At 68.5% G+C, this 19312-nt stretch carries 17 protein-coding genes and 1 tRNA gene; 8 read left to right on the forward strand and 10 right to left on the reverse strand.

Translation table 11 applies throughout. The features are described 5' to 3' along the window. Nucleotides 1-109 precede the first annotated feature (109 nt). Nucleotides 110-1279: a M23 family metallopeptidase gene (locus ACFUEJ_RS03645; protein WP_211540100.1), complete on the forward strand. Its 1170-nt coding sequence runs from the start codon at nt 110-112 to the stop codon at nt 1277-1279. Between the two features lie 333 nt (nt 1280-1612). Here ACFUEJ_RS03645 and ACFUEJ_RS03650 read toward each other — a convergent pair whose 3' ends face one another. Beyond that, nucleotides 1613-4114, reverse strand: coding sequence for a UvrD-helicase domain-containing protein (locus ACFUEJ_RS03650; RefSeq protein ID WP_058251545.1), 2502 nt, complete (start codon nt 4112-4114; stop codon nt 1613-1615). Between the two features lie 217 nt (nt 4115-4331). Between ACFUEJ_RS03650 and ACFUEJ_RS03655 the strand changes: the two genes are divergently transcribed. Continuing rightward, nucleotides 4332-5888, forward strand: a complete 1557-nt coding sequence (locus ACFUEJ_RS03655) for a hypothetical protein (protein ID WP_065631784.1) — start codon at nt 4332-4334, stop codon at nt 5886-5888. A gap of 165 nt (nt 5889-6053) precedes the next feature. Here ACFUEJ_RS03655 and ACFUEJ_RS03660 read toward each other — a convergent pair whose 3' ends face one another. Continuing rightward, the gene (locus ACFUEJ_RS03660; RefSeq protein ID WP_388027637.1) at nt 6054-7895 is read right to left on the reverse strand and encodes a hypothetical protein; all 1842 of its coding nucleotides are present in this window, start codon (nt 7893-7895) and stop codon (nt 6054-6056) included. Nucleotides 7896-7993: 98 nt separating this feature from the next. Here ACFUEJ_RS03660 and ACFUEJ_RS03665 point away from each other — a divergent pair, with 98 nt between their 5' ends. Together ACFUEJ_RS03665 and pgi are read left to right on the forward strand one after the other, a co-directional pair. Further along, nucleotides 7994-8353, forward strand: coding sequence for a chorismate mutase (locus tag ACFUEJ_RS03665; protein WP_033203695.1), 360 nt, complete (start codon nt 7994-7996; stop codon nt 8351-8353). A gap of 102 nt (nt 8354-8455) precedes the next feature. Next, nucleotides 8456-10153 (forward strand): glucose-6-phosphate isomerase, encoded by a 1698-nt coding sequence (gene pgi, locus ACFUEJ_RS03670; protein ID WP_211540096.1) that lies wholly within the window; start codon nt 8456-8458, stop codon nt 10151-10153. Nucleotides 10154-10200: 47 nt separating this feature from the next. Here the strand turns inward: pgi and ACFUEJ_RS03675 are convergent, their stop codons facing one another. The 4 genes from ACFUEJ_RS03675 to ACFUEJ_RS03690 all read right to left on the reverse strand — a co-directional run bounded on the left by ACFUEJ_RS03675 (nt 10201) and on the right by ACFUEJ_RS03690 (nt 13030). Further along, nucleotides 10201-10734 carry a hypothetical protein gene (locus tag ACFUEJ_RS03675; protein ID WP_058251677.1) on the reverse strand — a complete coding sequence of 178 codons (534 nt, stop codon included), beginning with the start codon at nt 10732-10734 and terminating at the stop codon, nt 10201-10203. 19 nt (nt 10735-10753) lie between these two features. Further along, nucleotides 10754-11281 (reverse strand): hypothetical protein, encoded by a 528-nt coding sequence (locus ACFUEJ_RS03680; RefSeq protein ID WP_065631787.1) that lies wholly within the window; start codon nt 11279-11281, stop codon nt 10754-10756. A gap of 61 nt (nt 11282-11342) precedes the next feature. Further along, nucleotides 11343-12086 (reverse strand): SDR family oxidoreductase, encoded by a 744-nt coding sequence (locus tag ACFUEJ_RS03685; RefSeq protein ID WP_058251550.1) that lies wholly within the window; start codon nt 12084-12086, stop codon nt 11343-11345. Between the two features lie 53 nt (nt 12087-12139). Continuing rightward, nucleotides 12140-13030, reverse strand: coding sequence for a DNA-formamidopyrimidine glycosylase family protein (locus tag ACFUEJ_RS03690; protein WP_058251551.1), 891 nt, complete (start codon nt 13028-13030; stop codon nt 12140-12142). Between the two features lie 25 nt (nt 13031-13055). On the opposite strand from ACFUEJ_RS03690, the gene ACFUEJ_RS03695 reads away from it, so the two are divergent. Both ACFUEJ_RS03695 and ACFUEJ_RS03700 read left to right on the forward strand, forming a co-directional pair. Further along, the gene (locus ACFUEJ_RS03695) at nt 13056-13796 is read left to right on the forward strand and encodes a 3'(2'),5'-bisphosphate nucleotidase CysQ (RefSeq protein ID WP_078113407.1); all 741 of its coding nucleotides are present in this window, start codon (nt 13056-13058) and stop codon (nt 13794-13796) included. Between the two features lie 9 nt (nt 13797-13805). Then, entirely contained in the window at nt 13806-14555 is a 750-nt protein-coding gene (locus ACFUEJ_RS03700; RefSeq protein ID WP_388027642.1) for an ABC transporter permease, read from the forward strand. Nucleotides 14556-14646: 91 nt separating this feature from the next. Here ACFUEJ_RS03700 and cobF read toward each other — a convergent pair whose 3' ends face one another. From cobF to ACFUEJ_RS03715, 3 genes are read right to left on the reverse strand one after another with little or no spacing between them, the layout of a single operon-like run. Further along, the gene (gene cobF, locus ACFUEJ_RS03705) at nt 14647-15408 is read right to left on the reverse strand and encodes a precorrin-6A synthase (deacetylating) (RefSeq protein WP_388027644.1); all 762 of its coding nucleotides are present in this window, start codon (nt 15406-15408) and stop codon (nt 14647-14649) included. 2 nt (nt 15409-15410) lie between these two features. Next, nucleotides 15411-16220, reverse strand: a complete 810-nt coding sequence (locus ACFUEJ_RS03710; RefSeq protein ID WP_068972458.1) for an SDR family oxidoreductase — start codon at nt 16218-16220, stop codon at nt 15411-15413. A gap of 30 nt (nt 16221-16250) precedes the next feature. Beyond that, the gene (locus ACFUEJ_RS03715; RefSeq protein ID WP_078113410.1) at nt 16251-16475 is read right to left on the reverse strand and encodes a hypothetical protein; all 225 of its coding nucleotides are present in this window, start codon (nt 16473-16475) and stop codon (nt 16251-16253) included. A gap of 82 nt (nt 16476-16557) precedes the next feature. Here ACFUEJ_RS03715 and ACFUEJ_RS03720 point away from each other — a divergent pair, with 82 nt between their 5' ends. Further along, nucleotides 16558-17520, forward strand: a complete 963-nt coding sequence (locus tag ACFUEJ_RS03720) for a GlxA family transcriptional regulator (RefSeq protein ID WP_078113412.1) — start codon at nt 16558-16560, stop codon at nt 17518-17520. A 45-nt stretch (nt 17521-17565) separates the two neighbouring features. Here the strand turns inward: ACFUEJ_RS03720 and ACFUEJ_RS03725 are convergent. Next, a tRNA-Arg gene (locus ACFUEJ_RS03725) sits at nt 17566-17641 on the reverse strand. Between the two features lie 317 nt (nt 17642-17958). On the opposite strand from ACFUEJ_RS03725, the gene ACFUEJ_RS03730 reads away from it, so the two are divergent. After that, nucleotides 17959-19284 (forward strand): acyltransferase, encoded by a 1326-nt coding sequence (locus ACFUEJ_RS03730; protein WP_388027649.1) that lies wholly within the window; start codon nt 17959-17961, stop codon nt 19282-19284. The last annotated feature ends 28 nt before the right edge of the window (nt 19285-19312 follow it).

A 19312-nucleotide genomic window follows, 5' to 3' on the forward strand; every position in this document is an offset into this window, starting at 1 on the left:
GACTTGCCGCAATCATTTCGTTACCGTCGGCTCTCAGCGGTGGTCACAGAAGGATTACGGACGGTGACTTCGATCCGCCGGCGACGAGATGCGGTAGCGAAGAGATGAGGTGGACGATTTGGCGGGACTCGGTGTCTCACGCGGATCGGGCCGCGTCCGATCGGGCGGGTTGATCGATGACGTCACAGCGGAAGAGATGACCACGATCATCCCCATTGTCGACACCGACGATGCGGCCGGGTACGACCTCACCGACTACGAGTTCGACTTCGCAGACTCCGACACCTCCACTCGCGAGCACTCCGACGCCGGCTGGACGCCGTCGTCGTGGCAGGGCTACTACCGTCCCACCCGTTCGGAGATCACTCAGGACATCCTGATCCCCGAGCACGAGTTCGATCAGTACGAGCACGACGAGCCGTTCGACGTCGAGGGCGCCGAGCTTGACATCTTCGACGGAGGCGAACTCCGTTCGCTCGACGACGACGATCTCGACGACGACACCGAGCATCGCCCCTTCCGGACGAATCCGGCCGGACAACGGGTCCGGCGTGGCGGCAAGCACCGCATCGCGGCGCCGCCGAACGCCCTCAAGGGCGGACGCGCAGCTCTCATCGCCATGGCCGCCGGCGCGGCCGTCGCCGCGGTCGCTCAGGTCGGCACGAGCGACGAGGCGCCTGCACCCGTGAACGCCGCGGCCGTCAACGACGCCACCGCCCCGGGCGCCGCACCCGCGGAGCTGGGCCCCGGCGTCGCTGCTGCGACCGCACAGACCGACCAGATGAACGTCTTCACCAATCAGCTGGGTGTGGGCGCCAAAATGGCGGCGGACCAGGATCGTCGCGAGGCCCTGGCCCGGCGCCCGCTCTTCACCTCGCCGATCCCGCTCGGCAGCTACGACTTCACCTCCGCCTTCGCGATGCGCTGGGGCACCATGCACGGCGGCATCGACATGGCCGCTCCCCTCGGCACCCCGATCCACGCCGCCACCGACGGTGTCGTGATCAAGGCCGAGCCCGCGTCGGGATACGGCCACTGGGTTCAGATCCAGGCCGCCGACGGCACGGTCACCATGTACGGCCACATGGCCTCCTCGGGCGTCCTGGTCACCGAAGGCCAGCGCGTCACCGCCGGCGACGTCATCGCCCTGGTGGGCAACGAGGGCTTTTCGTTCGGCCCGCACCTGCACTTCGAGGTGTGGAAGAACGGCAACACCAAGATCGACCCCGTGCCCTGGCTCGCCGCCAAGGGCGTGAAGCTCTCCGGCTACACCGGCTAGCAGAAGGGCCCCACAGGTCGCGGCGAGCCACGAGGGGTTGGCGACGCGGTCTCACCAGGACCCTTCGTGACGGCCTCCGCAAGCTCCGGCCTCCTCAGGGAGCAGTGGTTGGGCCCGCTCCGAGCACAACGAGTTCTTTCGTAGTCCACGATGGCCGTCAGGCGCGGTTGCTGAGGGGCGAGCTCGCGCGCGTCACGAAGGGTATTCGCAGTCTCGGTTGCCAGGACCCTTCGTGACGCGCCCTCCGCAAGCTCCGGGCGCTCCTCAGGGAGCAGTGGGGGTCACTTCTTCCGGATCAGGGAGCGGGGGCGTGCGCTCCTTGCGAACCCAGCCCTAGAGCTTGTCGCCGGGAATCCCGCCCGCGGTGAGAAGCGTGACACGTCCCGCGCTGCCGCCGTAGTCGATGGTGACGCGTTCGGTGGCGCCGCTGCCCTCCTTGGCCACGACCTTGCCCATGCCGTACTTCGGATGGTTGTGTCGGTCGCCGATGTCGAGCTGAACCTGCTTGTTGCGTCCGCGGGCCGGATCCGACGAGTACGACGAGCGGCCACGGCCCATCGACGAACCACCCGAACCGGAGAATGCCCCGTCGCGGCCGAACACGCCGCCCGACGATCCGCCGAAGCCGCGCATGGAGCGCTTGGGTTCGGTTCGGCGCCAGTCGACGAGGTGTTGCGGGATCTCTTGCAGGAAACGGGATTCCGGGTTCGACACCGGTTGCCCCCAGGAGGCGCGGGTGACCGACCGGGTGAGGTACAGACGCTGCTTGGCGCGGGTGATCCCGACGTAGGCCAGGCGCCGCTCCTCGCTCAGCTCGGCCGGGTCGCCGAGCGCGCGCATGTGCGGGAAATGACCGTCCTCCCAACCGGTGACGAAGACGACCGGGAACTCGAGGCCCTTGGCGGTGTGCAGGGTCATCATCGTGACCACGCCCTCGCCCTCATCCGGCACCTGGTCGGCGTCTGCGACGAGTGAGACCCGCTCGAGAAACGCTGCGAGCGAACCGGGTTCGGGCTCGCCCTCGCGGTCCACCTCGACCTCGGGGTCGTCGGCATCGGCGTCGACCTGCGCGGCGTCGGCACTGAATTCCCGTGCCACGGCGACGAGTTCGTTGATGTTGTCGAGGCGTGCGCCGTCCTGTGGATCGTTGGACGCCTCGAGTTCGGCGCGGTAGCCGGTGCGCTCGACGATCGCGTCGACGAGTTCGCCGATGTCGGCCGACTCCTCTGTGGCGTCGAGGAAGGCCACATCCGCGTCCTCCGAGCCGGCCTCGCCGAAGTGGGTCAGGAAGTCCGACCGGAGCCCTTCGATGAGTTCGACGAACCCGCCGATCTGCTTGACCGCCCGCGTGTTGAGCAATGCGACCTTGCCCTCGGCAGCGTCCATCAGCGACTCGTAGAAGCTCCGTCCGGTGTTCTCCGAATGCACGGCGACGCAGGCTTCCGCGCGATCGCCGATACCGCGCCGAGGCGTGTTGAGAATCCGGCGCAGGCTGACCGAGTCGTCGGGGTTGGCGACCACCCGCAGGTAGGCCACCACATCCCGCACTTCTTTGCGCTCGTAGAACTTGGTGCCGCCGACGACCTTGTACGGAATCCCGTGCCGGACGAACACCTCCTCGATCGCACGCGAACCGGTGTTGGTGCGGTAGAACACCGCGATGTCGGAGTATTTGTGACTCGACGACCCGCCGATCGAGTAGTCGGTGAGTTCCTCGATCTCCTTGGCGATGAACGTCGACTCGTCGCGGTCGGAGTCGGCGACGTAGCCGACGATGAGTTCGCCGTCACCGGAGTCGGTCCACAACTTCTTCTCGCGCCGGTTGGAGTTGCGCGCGATGACGGCGTTGGCCGCCGACAGGATCGTTTGCGTCGACCGGTAGTTCTGTTCGAGCAGAACGGTTTCGGCGGACGGGAAGTCGCGTTCGAACTCCTCGATGTTGCGGATGGTGGCACCGCGGAAGGCGTAGATGGACTGGTCGGCGTCGCCGACGACGCACAGCTCCGAGGGCTCCAGACCACTCGCGGTGGTCTGCTCCCCCACCAGTTCGCGGATGAGCACGTACTGCGCGTGGTTGGTGTCCTGGTACTCGTCGACGAGAACGTGACGGAATCGGCGCCGGTAATACTCCGCGACCTGCGGATGCCGATGCAGCAGCGCGACGGTCTCCCCGATCAGATCGTCGAAGTCGAAGGCGTTTGCGGCGCGCAGACGGCGCTGGTACTCGGCGTAGATCTGCGCGATCGTCGTCGACGTCGGGTCGTCCTCGGGCGCCGCGGCCAGCGCCTCGTCGGGCGAGATGAGTTCGTTCTTGAAGTTCGACACGGCCACCGAAACGCCGCGCGGGCTGAACTTCTTGGGGTCGAGGTCGAGGTCACGGATGACCATGCCGAACAACCGCTTCGAGTCGTCGGCGTCGTAGATGGAGAAGTTGGAGTTCATCTTCTCCAGCAACCCCGACTGCGCCCGGAGGATGCGCACGCATGTGGAGTGGAAGGTCGAGACCCACATGTAGGCGGCGCGGGGGCCGACGAGGTCGATGACCCGCTCGCGCATCTCCGCGGCGGCCTTGTTGGTGAAGGTGATGGCCAGGATCTGCCCGGGCGTGACGTCCCGCGCGGCGAGCAGGTAGGCGATCCGGCGGGTCAGCACCGCCGTCTTGCCCGAGCCCGCGCCCGCCACGATCAGCAACGGCGCGCCGGCGTGGAGCACCGCGGCGCGCTGTTGCGGGTTGAGACCGTCGAGCAGGCGCGCGACCCGGTCGTCGGCGGCCGCACCCGAGGGAGCGGCGCCCGCGCGACCGGCGAGAAGAGGGGCAGAAGAAGAGCTGTTCATCGGTTGTCCAGGTTACCCGCCACCGCCGACAGACCCCCGTCGGCCGGTTCGGTCGACCCCGGCACGTGGTCGACCGAACAGCCGACCGGCCCCGTGGGTTGAGGCCCCGATCGCCGTGTCCCGCGGCTAATATGACGCGGTATCACCGGCTCGGGGTGCCCTGTCTGCGAACAACTCGCACGCGGCGACGACGCCCCGGCGAGCAGGAAGAGGCGCCATGAAGAGACCGTCCATCGTCCCCGCCGCCATCGCCCTCGGTGTCGGAGCACTGGCCCTCGTCATCGCGCTCGTCCTGTCGTTCGTCCCGTTCAGCAGCGCCGGCACCGTGGAGCCCACCCCCGCCTTCCGTGCGCAGAAGAGCCTCGACGAGGTGCTGTTCAAGATGGCGACGAGCCCGGCGGCGAAGTTCACCGGCAAGGTCACCTACAAGTACGACGACGAGCGCGGCGAGGGGACGGTCGAGTTCGACGACCTGATCGTCACCACGTCGAACACCGCCGAGGGCACGATCACCCTGGGCTCACAGCAGGGCGAGTACCGGCAGATCGGCAACAGCCCGTTCCTCAGCGCCCCCGGCGCTCTGTGGAACGAACTCCTCGTCGACGCCGAGAAGACGAATCTCGACGCCGCCCCGCTCGACAACAAGTGGGCCTCCACCCGCTTCACCAGCCTGCCGCGCCTGGGCACGATCCTCGGCCCGGACAACCTCGCCGGCGACATCGGCAACATCGAGAACGGCGACGCGCCGCAGCTCGGGGCCGAGCTCCCGGCGCCCAACAAGGGCACCCCCGACGCCCGACGCTGGCCCACCACCGACCCGCCGATCGAGTTCGTCGGCGACGACAAGGTGAAGATCGGAGCGTGGGAGGTCACCTTCGACCCGGAGACGAAGAACGTCACGAACGTCAAGGGTCAGAGCGTGCAGGGCCCGGTCACCTACGACATCGACGCCGCGGTCAGCTTGCAGCCGGCCGACCAGGCCCAGAAGGTGTTCGCGAACCAGCGTGCACTCGTCTCGGACCTGCTGTCGGTGCCCGCCCCCGGCCTCTGGATGGAGCAGCCGGTGGTGTCCTCGCGCCAGACGGGTGCATGCACCACCTCGTCCTGCGCCTTCGACTACACCGTGCAGGGCAGCCCGTACGCCGACGACGTCCGCGGCCACTTCAACTACGGCCTGACGCTGAACTTCGCGGTCGGCAACCGCCCGCCCGGCGCCGTCGGCGGTGAGTGCAAGGTGGTCCTGCGGGTCGACTTCGGACGCAACGGAACCACCCGCTGCGCGGCGACCAACCTCCCGCCGGACACCAACATCGCGTCGCGGTACACCTTCACCTATCTCGCCTTCATCGACGCGACCACAGACGAACTGAACGATCTCATCGACAACAACGAGAAGCAGACCAACACCGAGATCGTCTACGTCCGCACCGGAAACAAGGAACCGGCACAGGCCCGGTTCGGCTCCGGTGTGACCGGCCTGCCGAGCTACTACGCGATCAAGCGCGGCGACTACGTCTTCGACGGCATCGGCACCGACGGCAACATGCACATCACCTTCGGTGAGGGATATCAGGACCACATCGTCGGCGGCACCTTCGATCCGTCCTGGGAAGGCACCGAGGTGCTCCGCAAGCAGATGGAGCAGCAGGTCGCCGCGGCGGGCGACGCGCAGGTCGTCTACTTCGTCGCCGAGGAGGAGACCGCGTCGGCGCTGCGGGCCCTCATCGCCGCGGAGAACCAGAGCGACAACATCTCCGCGTTCTACTACGACTAGTGGTGTGTCTCGGAAATAGGTGGCCGGTATCCGGTGGAGCGATCGGTGGTCTGGCAAGGCGGAGGAGGGAGGGATAGCGGAGCTATCTCGACCGACGACAACGCAGCCAGGCGCCGATCGAGCGCCGGAGACCAGTCGCTTATTTCCGAGACACACCACTAGAACTCAGCCGCCCGCGAAGCGCGCCTCGGCGGCCTCGCCCACCCGGCCGGCGCCGGTGTGCAGCCGCAGCCCCGGCGTCAGGGGCCGCAGATCGACGTGGTCGCCGCCACCGTTGATCCGGACATACACCGACCCCAGTCCCGCGCGGACCGGTGCCCGGACCGCTTCCCCGTCCGCGAGCGCGATCTCGATCTCGCCGTCCCGGGTCGCGCAGTAGCTGAGCGCGATCGTCCAGGGCCAGGAGAAGAGCGGACCGTCGAGTCGCAGTCGGGTGGGTCCGTCGACCTCCGGGGTCCGGCAGGTCCCCGCCCCCGCGTAGATGGTGCGACGCTGCGTCACGCCGCCGGGCACGAGATTTCCCGCGGTGTCGAGCACGAACAACCGGTCGGTGGCCACCCCGAAGTCGGGCCGGGGCTCCACGCGGCCGAAGATGCGGCTGACCTGGTTGTCGGGGTAGACGAAGGGTTGCAGGATCTCCAGGGGCACGGACTGGTCGAGCATGGTCACGCCGCCCGGCCCCTGCGTCGCGGCGTCGTGCAGCGATGCGGTCGCGGTCTCGAGGTAGTCGCCGGTCGGGTTGTCCCGCCACGACGACGAGAACGAGACCAGCGACACCAGCGCGGACACCACGACGAGCGCACCGACGACGGACGCGAACGCGGGCAGCGCGGCCGACCGCTCCTCATCGCGCCCGGCCTCGGCGTCGGACGTGCGCGCATGCCGTCCGCCCACATCGGTGGTCCGGGCCGGCGCCGCGCACAGCAGGGCCAGAGCGATGGTGAACACCAGCGCCGTGTCCGGGAGATAGCGCATGTGCTGGGCGAGTTCGATCGCCGTCTGCGGACTCGACCGATTCCACATCACCGGGATCTGCGCCGCGACCGCGTAGAGGGCCGCGCACGCGACGATCACCGCGCCACCGCGGCGGCGGGCCACCGCCCACCAGGTCACCGCGGCCAAGACCAGCCAGCCGCCGACGATCATCCACATCTGCGGGAAACCCGTCGGCGGACTCGGCGTCCACCGCTCCCATTCCCACGGCCCGCCGACGAGCGACGGCACGATCGCATCGGTCACCGACCGCCAGACCAGGCGCGCGGTCTGCGCCACCGATTGCTCACCCGACGTCGGGTCGGTGGTGATGAAGTACACCGCCACCCACGACGCGGCGACGACGGTCAGCGCCAGCCACAGCTCCTGGGCGGCCCGCAGCGTCACCGTGGTCGCGCGGGGACCGCCGTTCGCGAGGACCGCGGCCACCAGCGCCACCGGGAGGATGAACAACGACTTCTCGAAGAACGCCAGCGCGCTCAGGAAGACGATCGTCGAGCGGGTCCACACCAGCCGGCGTCGCGCGTCGTCGACGTCACCGCGCGCGAGGCGGACCGCGTCGGCGACGATCCACGCCATCGCCGCCTGCAGGGGCAGGGTGTTGAGGCCGGCCGCCCACCAGGCGAAGGCGGGCACCGTCATCGGACTGAACAGATAGAACGCGAGCGCGACGAGTGCACCGATGCGGGCGCGCGGCGCGATGACCCGCACCATCCGCCACACCGCCACCGACGCGATCGCCTGCATCGCCACGAGCATCAGCGCCGGCAGCGCCCAGTTCAGCGGTGCCAGCCACGTGGCCACCCCGGCGAGCAGGAACGCCGCCGGCATGAAGTGCCCGTCGTGACTGTGGCCCAGGTACTCCCAGGACAGGATCGGGTTCGACGACGCGCGTGCCACGAGGACCAGATCGTCCCAGTAGAAGTTGCCCGTCGCGACGAGCCAGCCGCGGATGATCAGCTGACCCACGATCAGGGACAGGGCGACGAGGGACACCATCCGCGCGTTGGGCATGCGCTCCAGTTTCCATGTGCCGCGAGCGGCGTCGTGGTCGGGTCGGGCGACTCGGCCGCATGCGGGTCGTCGCGGGGCGTCGTGGCAAAATCGGGCGCGTGACCGACCGCAGCCCCAGCCCCGGCGCTCAGGACCCCCGCCCTTCCGGCGGCACGTCGTTCGAGCACTCGATCGACCTCGACAAGTACGAGCTCTCGTCCGAGGTCGGCGACCTGCCCGACGACATCGACCAGCTGCGGCTCGAGATCGACCGGCTCGACGCCGTGATCCTCGCCGCGATCAAGCGCAGGTCGGCGGTGTCGAAGAAGATCGGTGCCGCACGCATGGCCTCCGGCGGCCCCCGCCTGGTCCACAGCCGCGAGGTGAAGGTGCTCGAGCGCTTCCAGGATCTCGGCCAGGAGGGGCACACCCTCGCGATGCTGCTGCTGCGTCTGGGGCGAGGGCCACTGGGCCGCTGACCCGCCGGCCCCTCGCACACCGACGCGGTGATCCGGTGACGCCTGCGCGCCACGTGTGACGACCGTCGCGGCCACGACGCCGAGCACATAAGGTTGGTGGTCATGAGCACCCAGGCACCTGGCAGCGACTTCACCGGCACCGACCACGGCGACATCACCGCGACGCAGTCCTGGCAGGCGCTCGCGGCTCATCAGCCGCATGTGTACGCCATGCACCTGCGTGAGGTGTTCGCGATCGATCCCGCACGCGGGCGCGAACTCACCGTCGACGTCGGCGATCTGCACATCGACTACTCGAAGCACCGGGTGCTGCGCGAGACGCTCGAACTCCTGATGAGCCTGGCCCGCGAGGTCGGTCTCGAGGAGATCCGCGACGACATGTTCGCCGGCGCCCACATCAACACCTCCGAGGACCGCGCCGTCCTGCACACCGCGCTGCGCCTGCCGGCCGATGCGACACTGACCGTCGACGGCCAGGACGTCGTCGCCGACGTGCACGAGGTCCTCACCCGGATGGGCGAGTTCACCGACCGCCTCCGCAGCGGAGAGTGGAAGGGACACACCGGACAACCCATCACTGACGTCGTCAATATCGGCATCGGCGGCTCCGACCTCGGTCCGGTGATGGTCTATCAGGCACTACGCCACTACGTCGACGCCGGGATCCGCTGCCACTTCGTCTCCAACGTCGACCCCGCGGACCTGGTCGGCACCCTCGCCGACCTCGACGCCGAGACGACACTGTTCATCATCGCCTCGAAGACCTTCACCACTCTCGAGACACTCACCAACGCCGCCGCCGCACGCACCTGGCTCCTGCAGGCGCTCGACGCCGACTCCGACGCCGTGGCAAAGCATTTCGTCGCCGTCAGCACCAACGCCGCCGAAGTGGCGGAGTTCGGCATCGACACCGACAACATGTTCGGCTTCTGGGACTGGGTCGGCGGCCGGTACTCGGTGGACTCCGCGATCGGACTGTCGGTGATGGCCGCGATCGGCAAGGAACGCTTCGCCGAGTTCCTCGACGGCTTCCACATGGTCGACGAGCACTTCCGCACCCAGCCCCTCGAACGCAACGCGCCGGTCGTTCTCGGCCTGATCGGCCTCTGGTACAACAACTTCTGGGATGTCGGTGTCCGCGCGGTGCTCCCGTACAGCAACGACATGGCCCGCTTCGCCGCCTACCTGCAGCAGCTGACGATGGAGTCCAACGGCAAGTCGGTCACCGCCGGCGGCCACCACGTCACCACCGACACCGGCGAGATCTTCTGGGGCGAACCGGGAACCAACGGCCAGCACGCCTTCTACCAACTGCTGCACCAGGGCACGCGGATGGTGCCCGCGGACTTCATCGGTTTCGCCGAACCCACCGACGACCTGCCGACCGCTCCCGACGGCTCGGGCTCCATGCACGACCTGTTGATGAGCAACTTCTTCGCCCAGACCAAGGTGCTCGCCTTCGGCAAGACCGCCGACGAGATCGCCGCCGAGGGCGTGCCCGCACATGTCGTGGCCCACAAGGTGATGCCGGGCAACCGCCCCACCACCTCGATCCTCGCCCCCCAGCTCACCCCGTCGGTGATCGGCCAGCTCGTGGCGCTCTACGAGCACCAGGTCTTCGTCGAAGGCGCCATCTGGGGCATCAACCCGTTCGACCAGTGGGGTGTCGAACTCGGCAAGACCCAGGCCAAGGAACTGCTCGGCACCATCATCCAGTCGGAAGCGCCTGACACGCACGACGATTCGTCGACCGACGCCCTCGTCGCGTGGTATCGGGAACGACGAGGCCGCGCGGTCTGAGGGGGTTTCGACAAGCTCAACCGGCACAAGGGCGGCTCAACCGGCGGTTAGGTCCAATACTCCTCGTCGAAGACCGCATCGGGGATCTCGTCCCCGGGTTCGACGCCGAGCGACTGGATGCGGCCCATGATCGCGGCCGCGGTCGCCACGTAGGTGACGAGATCGGTTGGCTCGACGTCTCGTTCGGCGGGATCACCGCCGAGGAATTCATACAGGGCGGGTGGCACGCAGGCACCCATGTCCAGGGCGCGGGTACCGGTCGCCTCCCGCCACGCATCGAAGCTCGCCACGTCGACGGCCTCGGCGACGTCACCGGTCCGGACGGCCTCGGACACCTCGTCGACGGTGGCCAGCTCACCCGAGGTCCCGCTCGACGGGTCGAAGCCGAGAACCGTGTCGGCGGCGGTGGTCTCGTCGTCGGAGAGGGTGAAGTAGACGATGCCCCGCCAGTCGGAGCCCAAGGCCGCGATGTCCGTGCGGTCGAAGATCTCGCCGAGCAGTTCGCCGACCTGATCCCGCTGTCGAGCGCCGAACACCTGAAACGCGCCCGAGGCCACCACTTGTCCCTGCTTGTTCGCCACGACGGCCACCTTACGCAGGTCAGTCGTCGATACCCAGGACGACCACGCGACCCGTCGTCAGCGACAGGTACACCGTCGCGCGCCACTCCGGTGACGAAAACGCACGGTCGAGGGCGGGCCCGCCGAGAAAGCCGCCGGGCGGCACCAGGTCGCGCAACGCGCCCGCCACCGAGTCAGGCGGGGCCACCGGGTCGGCGCCGTACCGCCCCGCCCACTCTGCCGCGCGCTCGGTACCAACGTGCACGACCGCGTCGAACCAGTACGTGGATGGTCCAGGAACTCTGTCCGATGAGTCGTCCCCGAGAGTGCCGGCCGCCCAGCCCTCGACCCCCGACCCCAGCAGGAGCGGGAACCGTCTCATCACCGGCCGTTCGTCGCGCTGTGGTCCGGCGGTCACGATCTTGGTCGACGCCGGCGCCGACGTCGACACCGAGGGGATCGGGTCACGATCGACCGGTACCGACGGAGCACAACCAGCGAGCAAGCCGAACCCCGCAACACCTGCCACGACGACAGCCGTCAGCCGCGGCAATCGGTGAACAGGCATCCCGTGACGGTAGCCCGCGGGTCGAACGCGAAACATCGGCTGTCTGAACGAATCACAGAAGTCAGACCAGTCGGCGGCTGACCGACGCCGGCAGGAACTTCAGCGCGGCCGCGATGGGTGTCCAGGGCCACGCGGGCACCGGGGCCCAGTCCTTCTCCGCCTCGATCGCCTTGACCAGCGCGTCGACGCCCTTGTCGGTCTCGACCATCAGGGACGTCTTCACGCCCCGGTTGATATCGGTCTCGATGTAGCCCGGCGCGACCACCGACACCGTGATCGGCGACGACGCGAACTCGGCCTGGAGTCCCTGCCCCAGCGCCGTCAGCCCGGCTTTCGACGCCGAATAGGCGGCCTGCGCCTTGGGCATGCCGCGAACACCCGAGATGGAGCTGATCAGCACGAGGTGCCCGGCGTTCTGCGCACGGAAGATCTCCAGCGCCGCCTCGGCCTGAGCCAGCGCGCCGACGAGATTGGTCTGCACGGTCTCGATGTTCGCGGCGGCCTTGCCGGTGCCGAGGGGTGCGCCCTTGCCGAGTCCGGCGTTGACGATGACCCGGTCGAGACCGCCCAGACCGTCGGCCAGCCTCCCGAAGACCTCGGGGACGGCGTCCACGTCGGTGACGTCGAGCGTCGCGACCTCGACCTGTGCGGCGGTGGGCCGCAGTTCGCCGGCCAGCGCATCCAGCTTCTCGCGGCGGCGCGCCGCGAGGGCGAGCGAACGTCCCTGGGCGGCGAAGCGTCGGGCCATGCCTTCCCCGAGCCCCGAACTCGCACCCGTGATGAGAATCCTCTGCCGTGTCGTCACGAGGACCAGGCTACCGGCCGGTAAGTTCTGCCTTCCCGGTCGCCCGGCGCGACCTACTTCAGCAACCGCGACATCCGACGGTCCGCCAGCACCTTCCCGCCCGTCTGGCACGTGGCGCAGTACTGGAAGGACCGGTCCGCGAACGACACCTCGCGGACGATGTCGCCGCACACCGGACACGGCAGGCCGGTGCGGGCGTGCACGCGCAAACCAGTGCGCTTCTCGGACTTCAGCCGCGCGACGGCCTGCCCCTCCAGACGCCCGGTCGCGTCGGTGAGCACGCCGCGCATGGCATCGTAGAGTGTCGCGACCTGGTCGGCCTTCAGTGTTTTCGACGACGCGAACGGCGACAGGCGTGCCGTGTGCAGGATCTCGTCGGAGTAGGCGTTGCCGATCCCGGCGATGGTGTGCTGGTCGGTGAGCACGTTCTTGATCCGGCCGGTGGTGCCGGCGAGGATCTCGGCGAACTGTTCGGACGTCAGCTCGAGCGCGTCGGGTCCCAGACCGGCGATCCGTTCGACGTCGGCGAGGTCGCGGACCAGCCACACCGCGAGTCGCTTCTGCGTCCCGGCCTCGGTGACGTCGAACCCCTCGCCGGGTAGGCCGCAGTGCACCCGCAGGGCGATCGGGCTCTTCCCGCCCGGCCGCAGGGGTTTGGGCGACAAGTCCTCGCTCCACCGCACCCAGCCCGCCCGCGACAGATGGATGACCAGCTGCAGCAACGGCTCTGACGCAGTGGCCGCCGAACCGGGAATGGTACGGATGACCAGGTACTTCCCCACCCGGCCGACGGATTCGACGATCCGGTCCATCAGCGCCGTGTAGGGCGGGTCCGCGGTCTTCAGCACCGACAACGACGCGACGTCGACCCGGCGGATCGGGAGTCCGGCCGCACGGCCGTCGACGTAGTCGGCGATGGCGGCCACCTCTGGGAGCTCAGGCATGCCACCAGTGTGCTCTAGTTGTGGGATGAACTCCCGACTTTCCGACGCCGAGCTGGCCGCCCGGATCGCGCAGGGAGCCGGCGAAGTACTCCTCGGAATCCGTTCGGGCGACCTGCTCGGCGGCGCGATGCTCGGCGATGTGGGCGATGCGCTTGCGCAGGCTTGGATCTCGACGGTGCTCCGCAAACACCGGCCACGCGATGCGGTGTTGTCCGAGGAAGCCGCCGACGTCGGCGACCGGGCCACCGCGTCGCGCGTGTGGATCATCGACCCCCTGGACGGCACAAGGGAATTCGCCGGCGGCTCGCCGGACTGGGCCGTACACGTCGCGCTGACCGAGAGCGGGATCGTCACCGAGGCGTCGGTGTCGCTGCCCGCGACGGGTGAACTGTTCCGTTCCGACACCGTCGCGGAGACCACCGGCGAACTGACCCGGCGTCTCGTCACCTCCCGGTGGGGCGGCTCGTATGAGACCAGTTACGTGGCGAACCGACTGGGTCTGCAGATGGTGCCGGTCGGTTCGGCCGGCGCGAAGGCGATGGCCGTCGTCCGCGGCGATGCCGATGCCTATGTCCACGCCGGCGGTCAGTACGAGTGGGACAACGCGGCGCCGGTGGGGGTCGCGCTGGCGGCCGGACTGCACTGCAGTCGCCTCGACGGGTCGGAGATCGTGTACAACAACCGGCATCCGTACATGCCGGACTTCGTCATCTGCCGCAGCGAGATCCGCGAGGAGATGCTCGGCGCGCTGCGTCAGATCTGGTGAACTGAACCGGTGAACGGCATCGGCGACGCGGTGGTGCGCATCGGGCCCGCACTGGTGGTGGCCGTCGTACTGCTGGCCGTGGTCGCCGTGCTGGTGAACCGTCGGAGCGGATTGGCCCGGGAGACCGTCGTCGCCACGCTCCGGGCCGGCGCGCAACTCGCGGCGCTGGCTGCCGTGCTCGCCGCCGTCATCCCCCACCTGTGGGCCTCGGCGCTGTTCGTCGCGGTGATGGCGACCGCCGCGTCCTGGACCTCGGCCCGACGCGTGCGACCGGGGGGTCCCCGCCTGGCGGGAACCGCGTGGTGTGCCGGGCCGGTGGCGGCGCCGACGATCGCGATCGTGACCGCTCTGGTGGCAGTCGGTGTGCTTCCCGCTCGCGGCATCGCCGTGATCCCCACCGCCGGCATCATGCTCGGCGGCGCGATGGTCACCGCCTCGCTCGCCGGACGCCGGGCGCATGACGAGCTGTCGGTCCGTCGCGGCGAGGTGGAAGCCGCGCTGTCGCTCGGCTTCGACCCGCGGGACGCTCGGATGGAGATCGCCGGCCCGCCCTCGGCGACCGCGCTCGTCCCTGGCCTCGATCAGACGAAGTCGGTGGGACTCGTCACGATCCCCGGCGCGTTCGTCGGCATGGTCCTCGGCGGGGCGTCGGTGTGGGCGGCCGCGGCGATGCAGATGTTCGTGCTGATCGCCTTGCTCGCGGTGAGTTCCATCGCGATGCACGTGACGGTGGAACTCGTGGCGCGAGAGCACCTGTGACACCACCCCGCTCCTAATTCGAAAGAACGCCCTGCCCCTGCTCCCTGAGGAGCGCCCGGAGCTTGCGGAGGGCGCGTCACGAAGGGTCCAGCTAGCGGCGAGTCTTGCGCAGCAGATAGATGTCCATGATCCAGCCGATCCGGTCCCGGGCCTCGGCGCGAGCTTCGACGATCCGGTCCGTCACCTCACCGACCTTGCCGCTGATCAGGATCTCGTCCTCGGTGCCGACGTAGGCGCCCCACCAGATGTGATCCTCCGGGTCGGCGGTGTGCCGGAAGGTGAGGTCGGCGTCGAGCATCACGATCTGATTCGCGTCGGCGCCCGCGGGCGTCTCCGCGAGGCGTCGGCCCGTGGTCGTGTGGATCGGTTCGCCGACGCGATTGGCGACGATGCAGTGGGCCGCCGTGAGCGCGCTCGCGCTGGTCACGCCGGGGATGACCTCGACAGCGAGTTCGAGGTCGTCGCGGGCGGCGAGATCGTCGACGATCCGCAGCGTGCTGTCGTAGAGGGCGGGGTCGCCCCAGACGAGGAACGCGGCCACTCCCCCGTCGCCGACCTCGTCGCGCAGTGCGCCGGCGATCAGCTCGGCGCGCGCGGCGTGCCAGCGCCGGACCTCGGCGTCGTAGTCGGCCGGTTCCCGGTCGCGTGGCGGATCGGGGATCTCCACCAGCGAATGCCCCTCGCGCGCATACTCGTCGAGGATGGCGCGGCGTGCGTCGAGGAGGCCGCTCTTCGCCGTGCCCTTCTCCAGCGCGAGGAAGGCATCGACGTCGGCCATCGCGTCGATCGCCTGCAGCGTGATCTGACGCGGTCCGCCGGGCCCGATCCCGATGACTCGCAAGGTGAGTCGCACGGTCAGATCTTCACCTTCGGGAGTCCGTGCTTGCGCGCGGTCATGTCCAGGATCAGCTGTCGCGGCGCGAGACGCCGGAGCAGGAAGACCACCCCCGCCTGATTGCCCTTGGCGTAGAACGGCTTCGGATGCTCGGCCAGCGCGGCGTCGACGATCTGGGTGGCCATGCTCGCCGCACTGATGCCCGCGTCCTCGTTGCGCCGGGTGGCGGCGGCGAGCGTCTCGTACTCGGCGCGATAGGGCGAGTCGTCGCCGATGTGAATGCTGCGGCGATCACCGATGCCGGTGGCGATCGTGCCGGGTTCGACACTGATCATCCGTATCCCGTACGGCGCCAACTCGCGTCGCGACGCGAGCGCGAAAGCCTTCAACGCCGACTTGGTCGCGGCGTAATTGGACCGGAAGGCGACCGGGAAGCTGGACAACATCGACCCGACCATCACGACCGTGCCCCGGCGCCGGAGACGCATGCCGGGCAACACCGCTTTGGTCAGCGCGATCGGCCCGAAGACGTTGACCCGGAACAGATCCTCGACGGCCGCCATCGAGGTGTCCTCGAGCGCACCGGCCTGGGACTCGCCGGCGTTGTTGATCAGGATGTCCACGTCGCCGACGAGGGCCGCGCAGGACTCGGCGGATTCGTAGTCGGCGTTGTCGAGCCGGACGTAGGTGACGCCCTGGATCGGGTTGCGTACGGAATCCGGATTGCGGGTGGTGCCGTAGACCCGGTGTCCCCTCGCGACGAACTGGCGGGCGACCTCGGCCCCGATGCCACTGGTCGCGCCGGTCACGAGGACTGTCTGTGAACTCACGACCGCAACGGTAGCGCAGCGGCCGACGGGTCAGATGAGCTTGTCGTACCGGCGGGTGAGGATGCTCAGTTCTGCTGCCACTCGCTCAGTGTCGGGACCGTAGGGGCGCCGCGGATTCCGGGTGAACCAGTCGGCAATCCGCTGGCCCGGCGTCCGCTGGCCGACGGGGGTACGTCGCGCGGTGAGACTCAGTAGGCCGGCTGCACCGGCGACCGAGGCGACCACGACAAGGGCGAGAACGAAGAGGAGTGTCATGGCAGTAATCCTCCGCCCACATCATTTCGGCCACCAGTGGCAGTTCAGTCAATGTTCGCAAATTATCTGCCATACTGGTCAGGTGCTGCATTCGGTTGGTGTCCTCCTGTACGGACACGTCGCGCTCTTCGAGTTCGGCGTCGTGCACGAGGTGTTCGGCCTCGACCGCACCGACGACGACGTCCCCGCCTTCGACTTCCGGGTCGCCACGCCGGATCCCGAAACCGCGCTGGCCGTCGGCAACGGGGTGTCGATCCAGGTGTCGCACACCCTGGACGAGTGCCGCGACGTCGATCTCGTCGTCATCCCCGGCGGAAGCATCAGCGGTGACTACCCCGTCGAGATCCTGGACACCATCCGTGCGGTCGTCGACAACGGCGGACGTGTCCTCACCGTCTGCTCGGGCGCGTTCGTCGCCGGCGCGGCCGGACTCCTCGACGGCCGTCGGTGCACCACCCACTGGCGCTACGGCGACCATCTCGCGCGCATGTTCCCCCAGGCGCAGGTCGACACCGACGTCCTCTTCGTCGACGACGGACCCGTGACCACGAGCGCCGGCACAGCCGCCGGGATCGACGCCTCGCTGCACCTGGTCCGCGAATCCTGGGGACCGGCCGTCGCCAACCGCATCGCGCGGCGCATGGTCGTGCCACCGCACCGCGACGGCGGACAACGCCAGTTCGTCGAGGCCCCGATGCCGGCGTGCACCGACGAGGGCTTCGGATCGCTTCTGGCCTGGATGACGGCCAACCTCGACCGCGACATCAGCATCGACGACATGGCGTCCCGGATGCACATGTCCGGACGTACCTTTGCGCGTCGCTTCGTCGACGAGGTCGGCATCTCGCCTCGCCGCTGGCTGACCGAACAGCGAGTGCTGTCGGCGAAGAACCTGCTCGAGACGACCACCGCCAGCGTCGACGAGGTGGCACGCCAGGTCGGCTTCACGTCGGCGACGCTGCTGCGACACCATTTCGCCGCGAGTGTCGGCGTCTCGCCACTCGTCTACCGTCGGCGGTTCGCGAAATCCGGCGTGAGTTCGTAGGCCGAAACCCCGCGAGACGGCACTCGCGCAGTGGAACGGCCAGACTGGTGCCCTCGGTAGGATTCGAACCTACGACCTACCCTTTAGGAGAGGGTTGCTCTATCCCCTGAGCTACGAAGGCGGACCGCGAAGAGCCCACGGTGGCGCGGCTCCCCGACAGCGGGAGTCTACGCGAGCGACCTCACCCGGCCACACCACACACCTCAGATGGTGAAGATCGTGTAGTTCGCCCCCGTCGCCGGGAACACCCACGACGATGTGTGACGCCCGGCGTCGGAATGCGAGGACCGGTACGATCGACCCCGACGCGAACCGGACATTTCCGGCTGTGATCGTCACCACTGAGGACACCCCGGCGTTGAGGTTCCTGCCAGCCTGTGTCCGTACACTGCCTACCGCATACGTTCTACCGTTTCACCCGGGGAGGTCTTTTCGTTGGTGCACGCGGCATCAGGGTCGGCACCCACCGCCGACGACGAGACCACGACCAGCGCGAAAGGGTCTGCGGACTCCGTGGCACCCCGTCCCGCCGAGTCGGCCCCTCCCTCGCCCACGACCAAGCCCCGCGGTCGCGCGCACACCGCCGACTTCGTCCGGGTCGTCCTGTTCACCTTCGTGGTCGTCGCGCACAGCATCAACGCCATCAACGGCGGTGCCGACGAGATCAGGGGCGCGAATCTCGTCGGCACCCTGTGCCACCTGACGCGATACGGCTTCGTGGCGGTGACCCTCTACGTCCTCGTGCTGAGCATGCAGGGTCGGGAGATGTCGCCGTGGCAGTTCTGGCGGCGTCGTTTCGGGCTCGTCGTCGGGCCCTACCTGGCATGGACGCTGATCTACACGATCACCGACCACATCATCATCGCCGACAATCCGTTCCCGCCGATCAGTGAGATGCTGCCCCGGCTCGGGCACGACCTGCTCGTGGGCGAGGGCAAGTACCAGTTGTACTTCCTGCTGATCTCGATGCAGATCTACCTGTTCTTCCCACTGATCGCGTGGGTCTTCGAACGCGGCCGCAATCACCCATGGCTGTTGCTGGCCGGCGGGACCGCGATCCAACTCCTGGTGTTCGTCGTCTACCAGTACCTCCCCCGACCCTCCGGTCACGTCTGGGACGTCGCCTACCAGCACCTGTGGAAGACGCTGCCGATGTACGCGCTCTTCATCACCATGGGCGTGCTGGCCGCGCAGCATCGCGAGGCGGTGGACCGTTGGCTCCGCGACCACATGGCGACGGTCGTCCTGGTCGCGGCGGGCTGCGCGGCCTTCACCGTTGCCGGATACCTGCTGGCGACATCGCCGGGGAATGTGCCGTGGAAGGCCAACACGGCCTGGAACCCGGTGTCGCTCCCCTGGTTCATCGGCGGCTTCGTCCTGCTCTGGCTGATCGGCCTCGTCTGGGATGACCGACGCGCCGCCGGCCGGCCTGCCGGCGGAAAACTGGTGTCCCAGGCGACCCTGCGCGCTTTCGGGGTCTTCGCGGTACACCCACTGATCCTGGACGTCCTCGGACGCGTCGGATTCCTCAGCGGCCTCTTCGACTGGTTCCCGCATTCGGCGATCCTGCGCTCGATCATCTTGGTCGTGCTGGTACTGACGGCCTCGCTGGCGCTCGTCGACGTCCTCCTACGCCTACCGTTCAGCAAATGGCTCACCGCCCGGCCCCGCCTCCCCCTGTTGCCGAAGCGGAACAAGAAGAAGCAGGACCGGGCGGTGGAAGTCGGTGAGTCGGCGGGGGCTGAGAAGGAGTCCGCCGACTAGTGGTGTGTCTCAGGAGTAGGTGGCCAGT

Origin of the sequence: Gordonia sp. NPDC057258 (assembly GCF_042668985.1) — a bacterium.
GTDB lineage: Bacteria > Actinomycetota > Actinomycetes > Mycobacteriales > Mycobacteriaceae > Gordonia > Gordonia hongkongensis.

Excerpts from the sequence above, each read along its gene's own strand:
- ACFUEJ_RS03650 (WP_058251545.1), bottom strand. The coding sequence starts at position 4,114 with ATGAACAGCTCTTCTTCTGCCCCTCTTCTCGCCGGTCGCGCGGGCGCC.
- ACFUEJ_RS03715 (WP_078113410.1), bottom strand. The coding sequence starts at position 16,475 with ATGACACTCCTCTTCGTTCTCGCCCTTGTCGTGGTCGCCTCGGTCGCC.
- ACFUEJ_RS03660 (WP_388027637.1), bottom strand. The coding sequence starts at position 7,895 with ATGCCCAACGCGCGGATGGTGTCCCTCGTCGCCCTGTCCCTGATCGTG.
- ACFUEJ_RS03690 (WP_058251551.1), bottom strand. The coding sequence starts at position 13,030 with ATGCCTGAGCTCCCAGAGGTGGCCGCCATCGCCGACTACGTCGACGGC.
- pgi (WP_211540096.1), top strand. The coding sequence starts at position 8,456 with ATGAGCACCCAGGCACCTGGCAGCGACTTCACCGGCACCGACCACGGC.
- ACFUEJ_RS03695 (WP_078113407.1), top strand. The coding sequence starts at position 13,056 with ATGAACTCCCGACTTTCCGACGCCGAGCTGGCCGCCCGGATCGCGCAG.
- ACFUEJ_RS03680 (WP_065631787.1), bottom strand. The coding sequence starts at position 11,281 with ATGCCTGTTCACCGATTGCCGCGGCTGACGGCTGTCGTCGTGGCAGGT.
- ACFUEJ_RS03655 (WP_065631784.1), top strand. The coding sequence starts at position 4,332 with ATGAAGAGACCGTCCATCGTCCCCGCCGCCATCGCCCTCGGTGTCGGA.